Below are 16,245 nucleotides of genomic sequence, written 5' to 3'. Positions count from 1 at the left end.
ATGAAGTTTAAAGAGAGCTTACGAGAGGCCAAACGGAAATTTATTTGGAATCTTGGGTACCACCCATTAGTAACACCAAAGCCAGAGACTTTTATCCAAACCTTAAAGAAGGAGATCCGCACTAGGCCAGGGCGGGAACTAGAGTCCGAAATAGAGAACATCATGTTTGAACTTAAGCTTTACAATGGTAGCGGGGAATACGCCATGCACTTGAACACCGTTAAGAAGGCAGAAAATCACTTTGTTACCTTCTGGCAGCTCCCCAGAGGGCTCACGTATCGGCAGTATCAGGATAAAAGAGAGGTGTTTTGTAACAACCTAAAGGCCCAGGTCATTATTGAAGAACGGAACGGTAGTCTGATGATCGAAGTTATCCAGGGGGTTCTACCCAGTAAGAAGGGCTTTGAATTTGATATAAGTAAATACCCCGACATGCTCTTGCCTGTTATGATTGGCTGGGATCAGGCAGGTCCGGTGGTGATAGACTTGCAGAAACTTCCACATTTACTCATAACCGGCACCACTGGCACCGGGAAAAGTATCTGCATGCAAAACATTATCTTATCGTTAGCCAATAACTCAAACGTCATGCTATACGGTTGTGATATTGGAAGGGTTAACATGGCCTTTATTAGTGACCGGGCGGTATTTGCAAAAGACATTTTTGAGTCACTAGATGTCATTAGTTACCTAGTTGGCATTATGAATAAGCGGCTACAGGTCATCGAGAGTATACCTGGTTGTGTCGATATAGTAGGCTTCAACGAGTCTAATCCTGACAATAAACTGCCTTTCTTGACCCTGCTTATTGATGAGTTTGGCTTTACTTCGGAGAAGATGACACGCATCAAGGAAGAAAAGGAGCTCAGGAGGCAGATATATACCAATATAGCTGGTATGGCCTTGCTGGCCAGAAAGACCGGTATCCACCTGGTAGTTGGTTTGCAGAAGTCATCTGACGAGCTGATACCAACTACCGTCAGGGATATGTTTACAGGCAGAATAGCCCACCGTGCAGAGTCTCAAAGTGCCAGCCAGGTTGCTTTAGGCAATTCTGATGCCTATTACCTTCCAAGCACCCCGGGTCGGGCCATTCTTAAAATAGGCAATGAGTTTAGAATATTCCAGGGAGCCTTCTACGACCCCAAAAAAGCCCGGGCATATCTGGCCAAAACATCACTAAGGAGGGATAATAGATATTATGCTGAACAGCAGACAAATCGGCTTCCAACGAGCTAGGGAGATCCGGGACAGCGTGGATCAGTTTGGGGCCTTGGTGATTGAACAACTATATGCAATGCACTTCAAAGGGCTTGCATCTGGCATAGATAAGGCTAGGGAACGTATGTGGAGCATAACTAAAAAGAGCAACTATATCAGCAAAGAAAAACTAGACACATCAGGTCGGCTATTTTACTATCCAACTGGCAAGAGGCCACAACACAATAGTGCTACTCATGTAATTAACCGAAATTGGGGTTTTCTGTACCTGATACAAGGGAAAAAGGATTATGAAAAGGTTGTTGACCTGGATACAGAATATGATCTTGATGTGCTTGTGGCTGACGGATTCGTAGGGTTACACAATACCTTCACTGGGGTTACTGATTACTGGTTCATAGAATCTGATAGAGCATCCAGTAAGAACAAGTTTGAGAAGGTTAAACAGTACACGGAGTATTATAAGAGCGGAAAATATAAACTGGAGCACTGGGCACCAAAGGCCAAAAGGTTCCCGGGAGTGCTAATTGTTACCGATGCGGCTGCCAAAGCCGTAAGGATATTAGAGCTGATCGAAAAACAAAACACCGAGGGAATAAGGTTTAAGGTAATGACTGTTGAAGAGATCAGGGAACAAATAATGTCGGAAAAACACTAAATGGTTGACTAAAGTTAGTTATGATAGAAAATAGAGATAATTAACAAACAAATGGAGGGATATTATTTGGGATATTTTGAGAACAAGAACCAAACAGTCACTATTGATAACAAATTTATCTTGATTGAACGTAGTTCTGCAACATCTGCAGTGAAATCTTTGTTTGCTGGACGTACTATGGGCAAAACTATAATCAGGGTGGCATCTATATCAGGATTGTATTTTAGTGCAGATATGCTAACCATAATGGCTTCGGGGTTTAATGGCGTAATAGACGGAAAACTTTCTCATGTCGATGATATTAAGCGGATGCCTAATACCGTTGTAGGAAAACCAGAAGAACTTGAACAGATATATAATGCAATCGTAGAAGTTATGTAATAAATTAAGCACCCAACCGGGTGCTTTTTGTTCGGGCTTGCACCGAATATATGTTTGGGGGTATAATAGCTATAATGTCCGTTCGTACATTTAGTCAACAAAATATGTCGAAACTTCAATAAAGGAATATTCCTATTATTTGTAGAAATTTGTTAACTACCTAGGTATTGGGGTTGATTTTTCAAAGGTATTACAGTTAACTTGGGCATAAAAAAACCTCTTTTACTTTTTCCAGTCTTCTGGTTCAAGTTTAAAGAGGTCGTCTAACGGTACTTTTAATACCTTTGAAATTTTCAACGCTAAGGTCAGTGAGGGCTTGTAAACACCCCGCTCTATTTGGCTCATTTGAGAAGGGTGGATGCCAACCGCTTTAGCCAAATCATTTTGAGTAATCTTAAAAAGACGGTTGGTACGAGCTTCACGTATGTAGTTTTTCAATCCAGTGGCGCTCCTTCAAACTTGGTAACAGTTGTTGTTTCTACAACGTAAATATTATATCCTTTTTTCTTAGCATGCAATTTTATAGATAGGGGAATTAAAGGTTTGATTTATAGCAGGAGGTGAGTCCAAAAGACAAGATAATAAAAATAAAAAACGTTTGTTTGAGGGTAGGATCTCAAACAAACGTTTATAGTGGCCATAAAAGGCCAGCACACACTTAATTAATGGGAAATTTACAGTAACAATCAGATTTTACTAACATCCCTATATCGGGATATATACAACAAAAAATGAAATTCACCTTCCCATTATAGACAAAAAAGATAAAATTTAATCTCGCGGGGGAGCTGATAATTTATGTCTACAATTGAGGATATAGCATTAAGAATGGAACAAGTAGAAATACTATTGGGCGTACTCATAGAATACGGTAACGACATGACCAGGAATGTTGTGGAAAGTATTCTCCATACAACATTAGATATCGTTTCAGAAGAAGTAAAAGCAGCCAAAGAATTAATTACAATTTCTACTAACAAATAAATAAAAAATTTTGTTCCCCTCCTGTTCCCCTTCTACACAAAAAGACTTCTAGCGAAATCGCTAGAAGTCTTGATTTTATTGGCGTCCCAGGAGGGATTCGAACCCCCGACCTACGGATTAGAAGTCCGTTGCTCTATCCAGCTGAGCTACTGGGACATTTCTTGAGCCAACACAAAACATCTTAACACGATGTTTAACAAAGGTCAAGAAGATTTTTTTGCGTGAAATAACTTCTCCTAAGCATTTATGATTTTATATGATAAAATAAGCAAAGTCAACAATCATTAGTTTAATTAATTATAGTTTAACCGTTTATCTTAGAAAATAAGACATTAAACCTTAGGACCAAAGCTAAAAGGAGTGATTCGGTGGATAAAGAACAGCTAATAAAGGATATTGTTTTTGTGGGTGTGCATTGGGGTTCGGGACGGGAAAAGGATCGGGAAAGGGTGAACAAGAAAATGACACTCCTATTGGAGACCTTTCCTTCCTGTCAACACTGCAACGATGAAACTTGTGATAATAAATTTTGGGTTATCGAAGAAATAAAAAAAGGTTTTCTTATCAAAAAATATGAAACCAATATTTTTTCAGTATGCAGTTTGAAATGCCTGCTAAACCGTGGGTTAAGTAAAGATGCCTACTATTCAGTTATAGTCCGAGTAGCCAACGGGGATGTTTTATCCACTGGCTTTCGAGGGCTAAACGCAATGGCCCTTAATGAGTTTGCAAATAAAATCAAATCACAATGATCTATACCCAAGCTGGGGTTTTTCTTTTTGACAATAAAAAAACTCTGCCCGAGGCAGAGTTTTAAATTCATGGTTGCGGGAGGAGGACTTGAACCTCCGACCTTCGGGTTATGAGCCCGACGAGCTACCAACTGCTCTATCCCGCGGCAACTTGTTTAGTATAACACTCTCTATTCTATAAGTCAAATTCGTTTTATACTAATTTGCACTTCGACTGGCCCGGATGGTTTCGCACATTTCGAGGGCCGTGGCCAATTCTTCTTCGTTTGCTGTTGATAACTTTGTTAGAAAATTAATTAAGCTTTCTTCCATATTTTGTTGGTTTAATTTAATACGATCCTGTTCAGTAAGGGGAGGACGTTTTCCTTCTCGAATTTCATTGACCAGTACCATCATTTTTGAGGCACTTTCCTCTCCCAACTGCATGGGGATAACCATTTTTAATAGTTCTTGTTCTTCTTTGCCTAAGAATGAGGGAGGGACCAGATTTTCCTTTTGTATTTCTTCGCGGGTTTTTAACAACAAATCCACTAAACCTTGTTGGGTCAAATACTGCATGAATATGCCTCCAGTTTATTATTTGCTAAGGTTATTTTACCAGATTTACTGCCTAAAGAATAAGAAAATTTAAACAGGTGGTTAAGGAGGACATGTATACAGGAAGGTTTATTGATTTTTTCCTTGAGTCTTTATATAGTTGCTTTATTAAGAGAAACAAGGTGGGTGACCAATGTTAACAGATTATCATATCCATGTAGAAAGAGGACCTTACACCGTGGATTGGCTGCGTCAATTTTATGAACAGGCTCAGCAGGTAGGGATCAAAGACTGGGGAATATCCGAGCATGCCTATCGTTTTATTGAAACGAAGCATATTTTTTGGAACAACTGGGTTGAACCACGGCAAACAGAGAAAATGGATGACTACCAGAACATGATTTTTAGGGCCAGAGCCGAAGGGATTAAAGTAAAATTTGGTATCGAAATTGATTTTTTCCCAGGCAAAGAAAAGGAAATAAAAGAATTTATTGATCGCTATCCATTTGATTATGTGATAGGCTCTGTTCACTGGATTGATCAATGGGGTATTGATCTTTCGGAGATGAAGGAGGAATGGGAGCGTCGAAGGGTTGAAGATGTATGGCTTGCTTATTTCGATCGAATTGAATCCTTAATTGAAAGTAATCTCTTTGATATTGCTGCGCACCTTGATCTTGCTAAAATATTTAGCTATATTCCTACCAATCAAGAATTTCTCCAGGAACAATATAACAGGATCGCCCGGGTCCTAGCGAAAAGGGGAACTTGTATAGAAATTAGTACTGCCGGATTAAGAAAACCTGTGGGCGAAATATATCCACATCCTTTGCTACTGGAAACCTGCTTTGGACAGGGGGTACCCATTGTTATCAATTCCGATGCCCATTGTCCGGAAGACGTTGGGGCAGACTATGAAAGAGCCCTTGATCTGGCCAGAAAAATTGGTTACAAGAAGATACAAACCTTTACCAACAGGAAGGCAGAGAGTCATCTATTAGGCTAGAAAATGGAATAATTGCTTGTATTTAGCAAAAAAGAAAAAGCCATATAAAATCACAACTCTAGTAAATGTCTCATAGATTGATAGAAAAAAGGGGTTGAGCATCTATGGCACATACTGAATCTTGTTTTCCAAGCTATCTACTGCCAATTTGCTGCTGTTTCTTAATCTTTCTATTAATCGTTGCGATTGTTCTGCTTATTATATTCCTATAAAGATAGTTTTTATTATATGATCTCCCTAATAAATAATAACTTTGTTAAGCACTGCTGTGTGGTAGTGCTTTTTTCTTTTTTTTTGAATGGTTAACCTTAGAAAAAGTCAAACTAGAATTGTTCGCATATCGGAAAACCTTAATATGCATAAGGAAACAAATACTGCCACCAGCTCTTAAAAAATCCCATTCTCAAAAGAGTATGAAGCAAGGCAGGTTTCCTAAAATAAAACAAGTGAAGGTAAAAAAAAGCATGTACATCAAAGGCCCTTACAGAAAAAAAAGAAATCCATGGTTCTTACCTATCTTAGTTGTGGTTATTTTGCTTCCCGCAGGCGTTTTTTTAAAAGGATGTCTTTATAGATCCGAAGCAAAACCGCCTCCCAAACCCCAAAAAAAACCCATCTCAAACCATGTTCTTATCATTGACCCCGGGCACGGTGGAACAGATCCCGGGGCCTGCCGGGAAGGAATAATGGAAAAGGATATCAATTTGGCCATTGCCAAAAGGGTAGCAAAACATATTGAGGGCCATAGGGTACGACTGACCCGAGAAAAGGACGTTGATTTCGTACAAAAGGGTGTGTACACGAGGGATGCAGAACGGCAGGACTTGGAGAGTAGAATTGACTTAGCTCAAAAATATCATGGAGAAGTTTTTGTAAGCATCCATATCAACACTGGTGAGGGCCAAGACAGTGGGGTTTTGGTTTATTATGATCCCAAGGACCCGGCAAGTACAAGGTTGGCACAGGCCATTCAACTAGAGGCTAACAATTTACCTGATTCGCCAGATAAAAAGCCCCGCCCTGATGATTTTTACTTGTTTAATAATTTGAAAATACCAGTGGTCATTGTGGAAGCCGGTTGGCTTTGTAATCCAACGGAAAGAAAACGGCTGATGGACCCGGTCTACCAGGAACAAGTGGCCAATGCCATCGCCCGAGGAATAACAAATTTTTTAGACACTCTGTAATGAAAAGTAAAAAAGTTTTAACGCTATCTATGCTTTGAGCGAGCGGAGATAATGAAATTCCTGCTAGAGAGGTTGATCAAAAAATTCATATAAAAAAAGCGACCTCTAATTAAAGTGAGGCCGCTTTTTTCATTACATATTTATTGTACCTGTGCTGCAGGGGGATTGTTCATCCAGCGACCGCCGCCACCGAAACCGTTACCCATGCCGCGACCTGGGCCCATACCACAGGAACCCGGGCCACCTGCGGGGCAGACAAAACCGTTTTTTGCACGGAATTCAGCTACTTCATCAAAATGTTTTTTCCATGCTTGACCCTGTTCGGTGGTTAGGGTACCATCTTTGACAGCTTGATCAACCCAGGCTTTCTTAACTGTCATCCTTTGCTCAAACCATGTTTTGGCTGCATTGGTGCTGTCATCAGCGGCAAAGGCAATGGGAACTGACAGAGCCACAATGGACAGAATCAGTAACCCAATCAAAAGAAGGCGTTTGTTCATTTAATCATCTCCTTTCTTTTCTTTATTTTAACCAGAATAATTCACAAAAAAATCTCGTAAATGTTACAGAAGTGTCACAATTTTAATCTCTTATAAAGTAACTTAAACTGGTTGAACCAAAATCTGGTTAATCAATATGATATAATGATCTACTGTATTGATCATAAACCAAGGGAGAGAGAATATGAAGAAGTTTATTATCACTTTACTTACTATTCTACTGGTGACAACGGGTTGCAGTCAGTCGAAGGAGAAACCTTCTTCCACACCCTCTGTACCCTCCGGTAGTCTACGGGTTCATTTTATTGATGTGGGGCAGGCGGATGCTATCCTGGTGCAAAGGGGAGAGGATTCCATGCTGGTGGATGCCGGAAATAATGATGACGGGGAAAAAATAATACGTTACTTAAGTCAGCAGGGAATCAAAAAGTTATCCGTGGTCATGGGTACGCACCCCCACGAGGATCATATTGGTGGCTTGGACGATGTAATCAAGTATTTCCCGGTGGAGCGGGTGTATTTACCAAAGGTGAATCATACAACCAAAACCTATCGGGATGTGCTGACGGCTATCAAGAACAAAAACCTTAAGGCTACTGCTGCCTTTGGGGGACAGACTTTTAACCTCGAGGATGCTCGGGTGGAGATTTTGGCTCCCAACAGCAGTGAGTATAAAGAACTGAATGATTACAGTATTGTTAGTAAAATTTCTTTTGGAGATACGGCTTTCTTATTGACCGGTGATGCAGAGATGTTATCAGAACAAGAAATGTTAGAGAAGGGTTTTGATCTAGAAGCCAATGTTCTCAAAGTGGGCCACCATGGCAGCCATTCCTCTACCGGAGATAAATTTCTTAGGGCAGTCAATCCCCAGATGGCAGTGATCTCGGTGGGTGCCAACAACGATTATGGTCACCCCCACCGGGAAACTCTGCAGCGGTTGAATGATAGCAAGATCAAAGTTTACCAAACGTCCCAACAGGGTACAATTGTAATGACCTCTGATGGGAAGCGGGTTGAGGTGCAAGGAGAAATAACCGAAGCTGAAAAAGCTGTACCAAAGGAATCCACAGCAAATGTTGGAAATGATGGTAAGGGTTTAATTAAAGGAAACATTAATAAAAACGGGGATAAAATTTATCATCTGCCGGGACAGCAGAACTATGATCGAACCAAACCGGAAGTATGGTTTAAAACGGAGCAAGAGGCACAGGCGGCAGGTTTTAGGAGGGCAAGCCGATGAAGGCAGTGGTCGATCGTTTTGAAGGTGCATGGGCAGTTTTAGAAGTGCAGGGTAAAATGATGTGGAATGTTCCTAGGGATTTTTTGCCCTCCGGGACCAGCGAAGGAACAATGGTAGAATTTAACTTTGCCATATCAAAGGATAGTCCAGATGATAACAGCTTGTTTGAAGAAATTTTTGAATAATTTTTCCAATAATGTTTATGGATGAATAAAAGCGGTCATAATACCACTCGAAATAATTTTTTATTCTTCGAGGAGGTTTAATGGAAACTTTATCAAGGGTTGCTTTGGTACTGGTTATTATCGGAGCATTGAACTGGTTGTTAGTTGGTCTATTCAGCTATGATCTGGTGGCTGCTCTGCTTGGTGGAGATGCCGTGAGGGAATCTTCCTTCCTAAGCAAAGTAATTTATAGCTTAGTGGGTCTTTCTGGAATTATTTTGATTCCTACTCTCTTTCGAGAAAAAGCACCTGTGGAAAAGTAAAATAAAAGCCCTTCGCGGTAATGGCGAAGGGCTTTTATCGTCCAGGTTATTTTATGAATTAAAATCAGACATCTGCGAAGAGTGTTTTTGGGTGAATTCATTTAGCCATTCATCTTTGTAAAGGATCATATTTGGGTCACCTGGACTTTCGCCCTCCCTGTAATCCACCAATTTCAAATTCTCCAGATTTCGCAGGGTCCGCTGCACTTCCAGTTCTGAATATCCCAAGGTTTTTCCGATATCTCTCAAGGGGTATATTAACATACCGTCAGGGGAAGTGTTTTCTCTTACAAAGAATAAGACGTTGCGTTCTATTTCATTCAATTGTGCAAGGCTCCGTACCTTCAACAAATGAGGCACCTCCTCGTATTTTCAAAAATATTATCTCCCCCAATTGTTTTTTTATCCATATTTATGCATTGCTATAGGTGGTGGTATCCCGTCGGAGGCTTCGGTATAATTGATTAAGAAAGGACAAACCCGAATACTCACACGTGGATTTGAAAAAAGGAGTGCAAAGAAATGCCGGCACTAAAATTTATACATTGTTCGGATATACACCTGGGACGTCAGCGACTGGGTGGAAAACTACCCGATGAAGATTTCGCCAGGGCCCTGGGCTATATTGTACAGGTGGCCCTAGAGCAAAGGGTAGATGGCCTATTAGTGGCGGGGGATTTATATGATTCCCCTAGTATACAGCCACCCATACTGCAACAGGCCATCAATTGTTTAATGCCATTGCAAGAAGCCAATATTCCCATTTTTATTATTGAAGGCAATCATGACCGGGCCACGGTGACAGGAGAAACCCATACATGGGTACGCTATTTAAATGATATTGGACTTGTTCATCTTCTATCCATTCCCTTTAATGCAGAGGGACCTGTGTTAACACCCTGGGATGATACCGCAAAGCGGGGTTCTTACATTGATTACAAAGGTGTTCGCATCATTGGAGCCGGTTATCTGGGAGCAGGTACCATTAAAAGGGCACGGTTAATCTCCGAGGCAATGGATCAGTGGCAGGAGCCTGTTCCCACCGCTAAAATTATGCTGCTCCATGCCGGGCCCGATTATATGGTGCAGGAAGGTGGTGGCTTTTCCAAGGAGACACTGGAATTCTTGCATGAGAGGGTGGATTACCTAGCCCTGGGACACATTCACAAGCCGCTTAACCATGATGGCTGGGCTGTAAATCCCGGTTCTCCGGAACATGTTCGTCTGGAAGAATGCCGCTATGATGGGCAACCACGGGGTATGGCCGTGATGGAAATAGATCCCTTTGCGCCACACCCCTTACAAAGGGCGGAAATTTTAAGTGTCCCAAAAAGAAGGGTAATTAACCTCCGCTATGATTGCTCGCCCCACGGTAACAAAACAAAGCGGGCAATGGATGGTATTCAGCAGGAGGTTGCTACTTTGCTAAAGGAAGCAGGGGCTGGATCGGAAGATGCAGTGCGCCTAGAATTAACCGGTGCAGTGAACCTAGGACGTATTCGATTGGACACCGATGCACTGGCCACCTTTTTGGAAGAAAAGCTGCCGGTGAAAGCCGTTGAAATTAATTCCGGGGGATTACAGCTAGCAACCGGAGACATTGTAGGGGCAGAAACGGCAGATACCAGCCCCTCTCGGGAGTCTATCGAACTTAGGGCCATTAGCGATCTGGTGTGGGAGCATCCCTTGGCGGGGCTGGAAGAACATACGGACTTGGTGGCAGACTTATTTTACCAGCTTAAAGAAGATGTACGAAACAAGCTTGGTTCTGAGGAAATTCGTGAACGTCTTAACACCAATAGTCTGGTGGATCGTCTGGTAGCAGAAATGTTGGCGGAAATGCCAGAACGTTCGGTGGCATCGGCAAAGGACGGTGATAACTAATGTGGGTGCAAAGGGTAAGATTGAAGAATATAAAAAGCTACGGTGAGGGGGAAAAGGGTCAGGGTGTTACCATCCACTTGGAACCCGGTATCAACCAGATTGCCGGAAAGAATGGGGCAGGCAAGAGTTCTCTTATCGAAGCTATCGGTTATGCTCTTTTCGATGCCGAGCCCCTGCGGGGAAATACAAGGATTGCAAAGAATACATACCTATTAAGAAACGGCTGCAAAGCCGGGGAAGTTGATGTGTGGTTCTGGCATGAAGATTGTCTTTACAGGGTGGAACGGGACGTGGGTAATGGTGGCAGACGCTGGAAAGTGATACGGCAGGATGATGATTTTATTGAGGCAGAAGGGGAAAAAGAAGTAAAAGATTTTCTCGCCCACATGGCGGGGGTGGAAAACCCTGACCGGCTGGCAGAAGTGTACCATAGCCTGCTGGGTGTTAAGCAGGGGAGATTCACCATACCCTTTGACTTAAAGCCCAGCGAAGCGAAAAATCACTTTGACCCACTGCTGGATGTGGATATTTTCCGACAGTGTTTTGAAGTTCTGAGGGAACCCTGTAATGGGATTCGTCAGGATATGGCTAGCCTGCGGGCTGTTATTAGTGGTCTGGAAGGGCAAATATCACAAATACAGGATGCACCGGAAAAGTTGGAAGAGGGAGTTAAGCAAAGGACCACCTTAGAGATATTGGTGGAAAAATGCCAGGAACAGCTTAAGCAAGCCGCCGGGCAATTGGAACAGTATGACGCTCTGATGAACACTTATCAGTCGGCTATGCTGAAGGTCAGTGAGGCCAGAAATCTTGTGGCACAAGCCAATGCCGATGTAAACACCTCTACGGTCAGGGTTGAAGAGGCTAGGCAGGCAGGTAAAATCTTGCAGCAAAATCAATTGGACTTTGAAGCCTATACCCAACTGGAAATGCAGATTGCGGAACTGGAAAAACAACGGCTTAGACGGGATCAAATGCAAAAGAAACTGATGGACCTGCAGCGGGAAGAAACAGGTATGGCCAAGGACCTGGAAGCCAGAAGGCTTGAGGCCCAGCGGGATCGGGAAAATGCAGTCTCAAAGGAGCTGGATTATCAACCAAGAATAGAAAAACTTGGCTGGAACCTAGAGCAGTACCAAGGGGGAGAAGAGGCTTGCCAACGGTCGTACCGTCAGGCAGAGGACTTACGTACCAACCTGACCGCTGTTGTGGAATGGCTGCGGGGTATGAGTGCCATCAACAAACCGGCCATTGAACAACTAACGGATTTAGAACAAATCCTCCAGCAGTTGGATCAGCATATGGCGGGGCAGTTGGTTAAGGCGAAGGAGGAATTGGCAAAGGTCGAAAGCCAAGAGCAGTCATGTCGTTTGCTTTTAGAAAGAACCAGACAGGATAAGATCACTTTAGAGCAGCAACTGGCTAGGCTTTCCGGTGGGCAATGCCCTTTGTTAGGGACCTCCTGTAACCAGTTCGATCCGGCTAAGGCCAGAGAAGATTTGGCCCTTTTGAATGGAAAGTTACAGCAGGCAGCAGTGGAACATAAGGAAAAATTAGAGCAACTTTCGCTGGCTAGAAATCAGGTGGAAAAATGCCTGGCAGCGGAGAAAACCCAGTTGGAGAAACTGGCCCGGGCCAGCCAGCTGGCTAAGGGTATTACAGGGTTATATGGACAAATGGAGGATGCCAAAGGCAGGACTGCAGCCGAGAACCTTGCCCAAGTTTTAAAATTAGGGGGAGAGCTTGCCAGACTGGAAACACTGGCAGAAACCAAAGATTTATCTGCCAATTACTTCCAAACACTGATAGGGAGGATGAAGAACTTCCAGATGGCGCTCTACCAGCGGTACCAGCTTTGGCAGCCAGCTGTCGAGTCACAGTATAAGATGGCACAGGCAATGCTGACCCAACGTGTGGGATATAAGAAGGAGTTGGCAGCGGAAGAAACCGCCCTTAAGGTCCTCTGGGAGGAGATCAAACGACTCCAACAATCGGCCGAGAACGCGGAAAAAAAGGCACTTCACATCGAGACCGGGCTTAAGGGGGTAAGGCATCAAATTAAGGATATGGAGCAACAACTGGCACCCTTTCACGGTCTTGATAACAAACTGGCCGAAGCCACAGCAAACAAAACATGTCACCTACCGGGATACACCCTTTACCTACAAAACCAGCCTGTGGCCGAGAAATATGAGCTATATTTGAATAGCTTAGAAGAGTGTAAAAAGAAACGAAAGACCCTGGAGATTGAACTACTGCAAGCCGAGCAAAGATTTAAGGAAGCCGAAGCCGCTTATAGCCCAGAAAAGCATAAAGAGCTAAAAGCAATCTATGCCCGGGCTAACCTTGACCTGGGTGAAGCCACCAGTAAACTGGCGGAAGCTGTCCGGTGGGTGGAGGAACAACGCAAACGGGTTGAGGTTATGGATAAATTGCTCCTGCAGCGGGATCAGCAATATAAGGAATGGGTCCGTTTGCAGGCACAGGAAAATATTTTGGAGAAGGCACGGTATATTTTGAAAAATTCCCAGGAACCCGTGGCCCGTAACCTTACCTCCCGGGTGGCTGCCCAGGCCCAAACCATCTATAACACCATGAGTAGTGAAGCGGCTCAGTTTAACTGGCGGTCCGGAGATTATACCCTTTATGTGACCACCGTATCCGGGGAGAAGCGGTTTGCCAGCTTATCCGGCGGACAGCAGATGAAAGCTGCTTTGGCCATGCAATTGGCGATGGTAAAGGAATTTTCCCGGGCGGGTTTCTGTGCCTTTGATGAACCTACCTACGGTCTGGATGCAGAAAGCCGCTCTATGCTAGCAGAGGCCATTGGTAAGGCCCAGGAGGAATGTAAGTTTGAGCAGCTTTTATTGGTATCCCACGACCAGGCCTTTGACGATAAAGTGGAGCATGTCCTAAATCTGCAGTACTTACCTATGGAAGGGACGAAACTGTAAAAAGCCGTTAGCTGTTAGCCTTTAGTCATTCGCTGTTAGTCCGGAGTCATCGCCGATAGAAGGGCTTTATCATCAACATCCCGAGAGGATTACCGAATCAGAAGATTTAAGGTAGAAAAGAAAAAGACCAATTCCTGGACTTCCAAGGAAATTGGTCTTTTTTGAATTTATGCTAAGGCCCATGGCCGCCCCCCAGAGGAATGCCCAGAAGTCTAACGACTAAAGCACATTATTCAAAAGAACTATCGCTGCCATTCCTGCCACTACGGTTAAAAAAATGCTCTTAGAAAAAAATCCTGCAGCAAAACAAGGGATAGCTGCCAGGAGATAGGTATTGGACAAATTAATACTAAGTTGTCCATCTTTTAATAGTAACTCCGGTGCCAGCAAAGCAGATAAAACTGCCACTGGTACGTAACTCAACCAGTTCATAAAACTCTTGGAAATATTCATCCGGGACAAGATGGCCAGAGGCAGCATACGAGGTATGTATGTAACCACCATCATGCCGATAATGACTGTGAGGATTTTTCCATCCATTTATCCATTAACACTCCTATCGTAGCAGAAATCACAGTGGCTAAAATTATATTCCAACTACCTGCCATGTTTAATTTGATTCCAATGGATAAGGCAGCAGAAATAATAATAATGGCAAGGGCTTTTTTATGCCTTACCTGTAAAATCAGCAGAGCAATAAACATAGCCGGTAAAGCGAAGTCCAAACCAAATTTTTCTGGATTGGGAATAAAGTTACCCATCATTGATCCCAGAACTGTGCTGGAAATCCAGGCAACATGGGAGGTAATATACAAACCTAAGAAAAAACCCTTATCCTTAGGCTCCTTGGCCACCGCAGCAATGGAAACAGCAAAGGTTTCGTCTGTTACCCAAAAGCCTAAGAGGGATAAAAGCTTAGAACTTATTTTCTTCATATAGGGTGCCAGAGAGGCTGTCATGAGCAGATGACGGGAATTCACCAAAAAAGTAGTGAATATAATTGTACCAATAGACGCCTGAGTTGCCAGTAGACTTGCAGCAATAAACTGGGCAGATCCTGCATAGACCAGTAAAGACATCATAAAGACCTCTAAGGTGGTCATTCCAGACTGAACGGCCAATACACCAAAGGCCATGCCAATGGGAAAGTAGCCAAAGACCACGGGTAATGCAGCTTTAAAACCTTCTTTAAAGGAATGGGTCAAGAGAAAGACCTCCTTAAAACAATAATGTACATTCCATATAATAGCAGAATTTTAAACACAATGTTAGTCAGTTAGACGCAAACCCTAAAGGTATATTGCATACAATATTTCTTTGTAATACAGGGATGAAGGTCTGCTATCTAAGAGCAGATAAATATCAAGTCACACAATGATTTGAAGTAACCAACAAATAGTATGAAAGAGGTAACGAGAAATGTTTTTTAAAAATCCATGGACATGTAGGAATACAATATTTCATAAAGAATAAAATCATGTAAGTCTTTAATTTAAAGGAGGGATTGTATGCACATTCCGGATGGTTTTTTAGATGTTAAAACCTGGGTCACAGCCTCGACCCTCAGTATCGGTGCTTTAGGTTATAGTGTAAAAAAGACACGGCAGCAATTGAGTGACAGACAAATTCCTCAATTGGGTGTGATGGCAGCCTTTATTTTTGCTGCTCAAATGATTAATTTTCCCATTGCAGGGGGTACCTCTGGTCACTTACTGGGTGCCGCCCTTGCCACCACATTGTTGGGCCCCTGGAGTGCCAGTATTGTATTAGCCACTGTTTTAATTATTCAATGTTTTGTCTTTTTAGATGGAGGTATAACAGCCCTAGGGGCTAACATTTTCAATATGGCAGTGCTTGGTGTCATTATAGCCTGGGCCTTTAATGTTGCTATCAAGGGGATTATTAAGGGAAACCTAGGTTTAGGACTGGCTTCCTTTGCCGCGGCATGGTTTTCTGTGATGGGTGCGGCCCTTATGACCACTTTGGAACTGGCTGTTTCTGGTACGGTACCCTTTAATGTTGCCCTCCCGGCCATGCTGGGGGTCCATGCTATTATTGGTGTGGGCGAAGGTTTAATCACCGCGGTCGTTGTATTGACGGTATTAAATATGGGCTACCAACCAGCCTGGTTTAAAAAGGAGGATATTTGTTGTGACTAGAAAATTGTTTCTAGGTTTACTGGCTTCTCTTCTGGTAGCTGCTCTCTTGTCACCCTTTGCCTCGCCTCATCCCGATGGCTTGGAGAGAGTTGCCGAGGATAAGAACTTTTTAGTAAAAGCGGAGGGAAAGGAGGTGCTGAGTTCGCCAATTCCTGATTATGTTATGCCCGGTATTGGCAATGAATCCCTGGCCACCGGGGTTGCAGGGGTCACCGGTGTATTGTTAACCTTTGGATTCATGATGGGAATGAAGAAACTCCTAATTCATAAACAGAACCCTTCTGCCTAATAA

Annotated in this window: 20 protein-coding genes and 2 tRNA genes; 14 read left to right on the top strand and 8 right to left on the bottom strand. The window is 43.0% G+C overall.

The features are described from left to right. The 3 genes from DRED_RS13780 to DRED_RS13770 all read left to right on the top strand — a co-directional run bounded on the left by DRED_RS13780 (position 1) and on the right by DRED_RS13770 (position 2,260). Entirely contained in the window at positions 1-1,239 is a 1,239-nt protein-coding gene (locus tag DRED_RS13780) for an FtsK/SpoIIIE domain-containing protein (RefSeq protein ID WP_011878891.1), read from the top strand. After that, the gene (locus DRED_RS13775; protein WP_011878890.1) at positions 1,202-1,879 is read left to right on the top strand and encodes a replication-relaxation family protein; all 678 of its coding nucleotides are present in this window, start codon (positions 1,202-1,204) and stop codon (positions 1,877-1,879) included. The genes DRED_RS13780 and DRED_RS13775 overlap by 38 nt, the downstream gene beginning before the upstream one ends. Positions 1,880-1,945: 66 nt before the next feature. After that, positions 1,946-2,260 (top strand): hypothetical protein, encoded by a 315-nt coding sequence (locus tag DRED_RS13770; RefSeq protein WP_041274632.1) that lies wholly within the window; start codon positions 1,946-1,948, stop codon positions 2,258-2,260. Positions 2,261-2,482: 222 nt separating this feature from the next. Here the strand turns inward: DRED_RS13770 and DRED_RS13765 are convergent, their stop codons facing one another. Then, positions 2,483-2,698 carry a helix-turn-helix transcriptional regulator gene (locus DRED_RS13765; RefSeq protein ID WP_011878889.1) on the bottom strand — a complete coding sequence of 72 codons (216 nt, stop codon included), beginning with the start codon at positions 2,696-2,698 and terminating at the stop codon, positions 2,483-2,485. Between the two features lie 360 nt (positions 2,699-3,058). Between DRED_RS13765 and DRED_RS13760 the strand changes: the two genes are divergently transcribed. Beyond that, positions 3,059-3,244: a hypothetical protein gene (locus tag DRED_RS13760; protein ID WP_011878888.1), complete on the top strand. Its 186-nt coding sequence runs from the start codon at positions 3,059-3,061 to the stop codon at positions 3,242-3,244. Between the two features lie 79 nt (positions 3,245-3,323). Here the strand turns inward: DRED_RS13760 and DRED_RS13755 are convergent. After that, a tRNA-Arg gene (locus DRED_RS13755) sits at positions 3,324-3,400 on the bottom strand. Between the two features lie 212 nt (positions 3,401-3,612). On the opposite strand from DRED_RS13755, the gene DRED_RS13750 reads away from it, so the two are divergent. Continuing rightward, positions 3,613-3,996: a hypothetical protein gene (locus tag DRED_RS13750; RefSeq protein ID WP_011878887.1), complete on the top strand. Its 384-nt coding sequence runs from the start codon at positions 3,613-3,615 to the stop codon at positions 3,994-3,996. A 70-nt stretch (positions 3,997-4,066) separates the two neighbouring features. On the opposite strand, the gene DRED_RS13745 is transcribed toward DRED_RS13750, so the two are convergent. Both DRED_RS13745 and DRED_RS13740 read right to left on the bottom strand, forming a co-directional pair. Next, positions 4,067-4,142, bottom strand: a tRNA-Met gene (locus DRED_RS13745). A gap of 52 nt (positions 4,143-4,194) precedes the next feature. Beyond that, entirely contained in the window at positions 4,195-4,554 is a 360-nt protein-coding gene (locus DRED_RS13740; protein ID WP_011878886.1) for a hypothetical protein, read from the bottom strand. A gap of 172 nt (positions 4,555-4,726) precedes the next feature. Between DRED_RS13740 and DRED_RS13735 the strand changes: the two genes are divergently transcribed. Together DRED_RS13735 and DRED_RS13730 are read left to right on the top strand one after the other, a co-directional pair. Beyond that, positions 4,727-5,539 carry a histidinol-phosphatase gene (locus DRED_RS13735; protein ID WP_011878885.1) on the top strand — a complete coding sequence of 271 codons (813 nt, stop codon included), beginning with the start codon at positions 4,727-4,729 and terminating at the stop codon, positions 5,537-5,539. A gap of 446 nt (positions 5,540-5,985) precedes the next feature. After that, positions 5,986-6,726 (top strand): N-acetylmuramoyl-L-alanine amidase, encoded by a 741-nt coding sequence (locus DRED_RS13730; RefSeq protein WP_238442529.1) that lies wholly within the window; start codon positions 5,986-5,988, stop codon positions 6,724-6,726. 140 nt (positions 6,727-6,866) lie between these two features. Here the strand turns inward: DRED_RS13730 and DRED_RS13725 are convergent, their stop codons facing one another. Next, the gene (locus DRED_RS13725; protein WP_011878883.1) at positions 6,867-7,226 is read right to left on the bottom strand and encodes a DUF2680 domain-containing protein; all 360 of its coding nucleotides are present in this window, start codon (positions 7,224-7,226) and stop codon (positions 6,867-6,869) included. A 184-nt stretch (positions 7,227-7,410) separates the two neighbouring features. Between DRED_RS13725 and DRED_RS13720 the strand changes: the two genes are divergently transcribed. The 3 genes from DRED_RS13720 (at position 7,411) to DRED_RS13710 (ending at position 8,956) form a co-directional block, all read left to right on the top strand. Continuing rightward, positions 7,411-8,469, top strand: coding sequence for a ComEC/Rec2 family competence protein (locus DRED_RS13720; protein WP_011878882.1), 1,059 nt, complete (start codon positions 7,411-7,413; stop codon positions 8,467-8,469). After that, positions 8,466-8,654 (top strand): DUF3006 domain-containing protein, encoded by a 189-nt coding sequence (locus DRED_RS13715; protein WP_041274631.1) that lies wholly within the window; start codon positions 8,466-8,468, stop codon positions 8,652-8,654. The genes DRED_RS13720 and DRED_RS13715 overlap by 4 nt, the downstream gene beginning before the upstream one ends. A gap of 80 nt (positions 8,655-8,734) precedes the next feature. Further along, positions 8,735-8,956 (top strand): DUF378 domain-containing protein, encoded by a 222-nt coding sequence (locus tag DRED_RS13710; RefSeq protein ID WP_011878881.1) that lies wholly within the window; start codon positions 8,735-8,737, stop codon positions 8,954-8,956. Positions 8,957-9,007: 51 nt separating this feature from the next. Here the strand turns inward: DRED_RS13710 and DRED_RS13705 are convergent, their stop codons facing one another. Further along, positions 9,008-9,316: a MarR family transcriptional regulator gene (locus tag DRED_RS13705; protein ID WP_011878880.1), complete on the bottom strand. Its 309-nt coding sequence runs from the start codon at positions 9,314-9,316 to the stop codon at positions 9,008-9,010. 162 nt (positions 9,317-9,478) lie between these two features. On the opposite strand from DRED_RS13705, the gene DRED_RS13700 reads away from it, so the two are divergent. Then, positions 9,479-10,840: a metallophosphoesterase family protein gene (locus tag DRED_RS13700; RefSeq protein ID WP_011878879.1), complete on the top strand. Its 1,362-nt coding sequence runs from the start codon at positions 9,479-9,481 to the stop codon at positions 10,838-10,840. 20 nt (positions 10,841-10,860) lie between these two features. Continuing rightward, the gene (locus DRED_RS13695) at positions 10,861-13,794 is read left to right on the top strand and encodes an AAA family ATPase (RefSeq protein WP_238442528.1); all 2,934 of its coding nucleotides are present in this window, start codon (positions 10,861-10,863) and stop codon (positions 13,792-13,794) included. A gap of 219 nt (positions 13,795-14,013) precedes the next feature. Here DRED_RS13695 and DRED_RS13690 read toward each other — a convergent pair whose 3' ends face one another. Both DRED_RS13690 and DRED_RS13685 read right to left on the bottom strand, forming a co-directional pair. After that, positions 14,014-14,301, bottom strand: coding sequence for an AzlD domain-containing protein (locus DRED_RS13690; protein ID WP_011878877.1), 288 nt, complete (start codon positions 14,299-14,301; stop codon positions 14,014-14,016). Further along, entirely contained in the window at positions 14,298-14,999 is a 702-nt protein-coding gene (locus DRED_RS13685; protein ID WP_011878876.1) for an AzlC family ABC transporter permease, read from the bottom strand. Before DRED_RS13685 ends, DRED_RS13690 begins: the two co-directional genes overlap by 4 nt. Positions 15,000-15,302: 303 nt before the next feature. Between DRED_RS13685 and DRED_RS13680 the strand changes: the two genes are divergently transcribed. Further along, positions 15,303-15,953 (top strand): energy-coupling factor ABC transporter permease, encoded by a 651-nt coding sequence (locus DRED_RS13680; protein ID WP_011878875.1) that lies wholly within the window; start codon positions 15,303-15,305, stop codon positions 15,951-15,953. Further along, entirely contained in the window at positions 15,946-16,242 is a 297-nt protein-coding gene (locus DRED_RS13675) for a PDGLE domain-containing protein (protein ID WP_011878874.1), read from the top strand. Before DRED_RS13680 ends, DRED_RS13675 begins: the two co-directional genes overlap by 8 nt. Positions 16,243-16,245: the final 3 nt, after the last annotated feature.

The organism is Desulforamulus reducens MI-1 (genome assembly GCF_000016165.1).
GTDB lineage: Bacteria > Bacillota > Desulfotomaculia > Desulfotomaculales > Desulfotomaculaceae > Desulfotomaculum > Desulfotomaculum reducens.
Note: the sequence above shows the minus strand (reverse complement) of the source record. Positions and strands in the feature narration are given on the sequence as shown.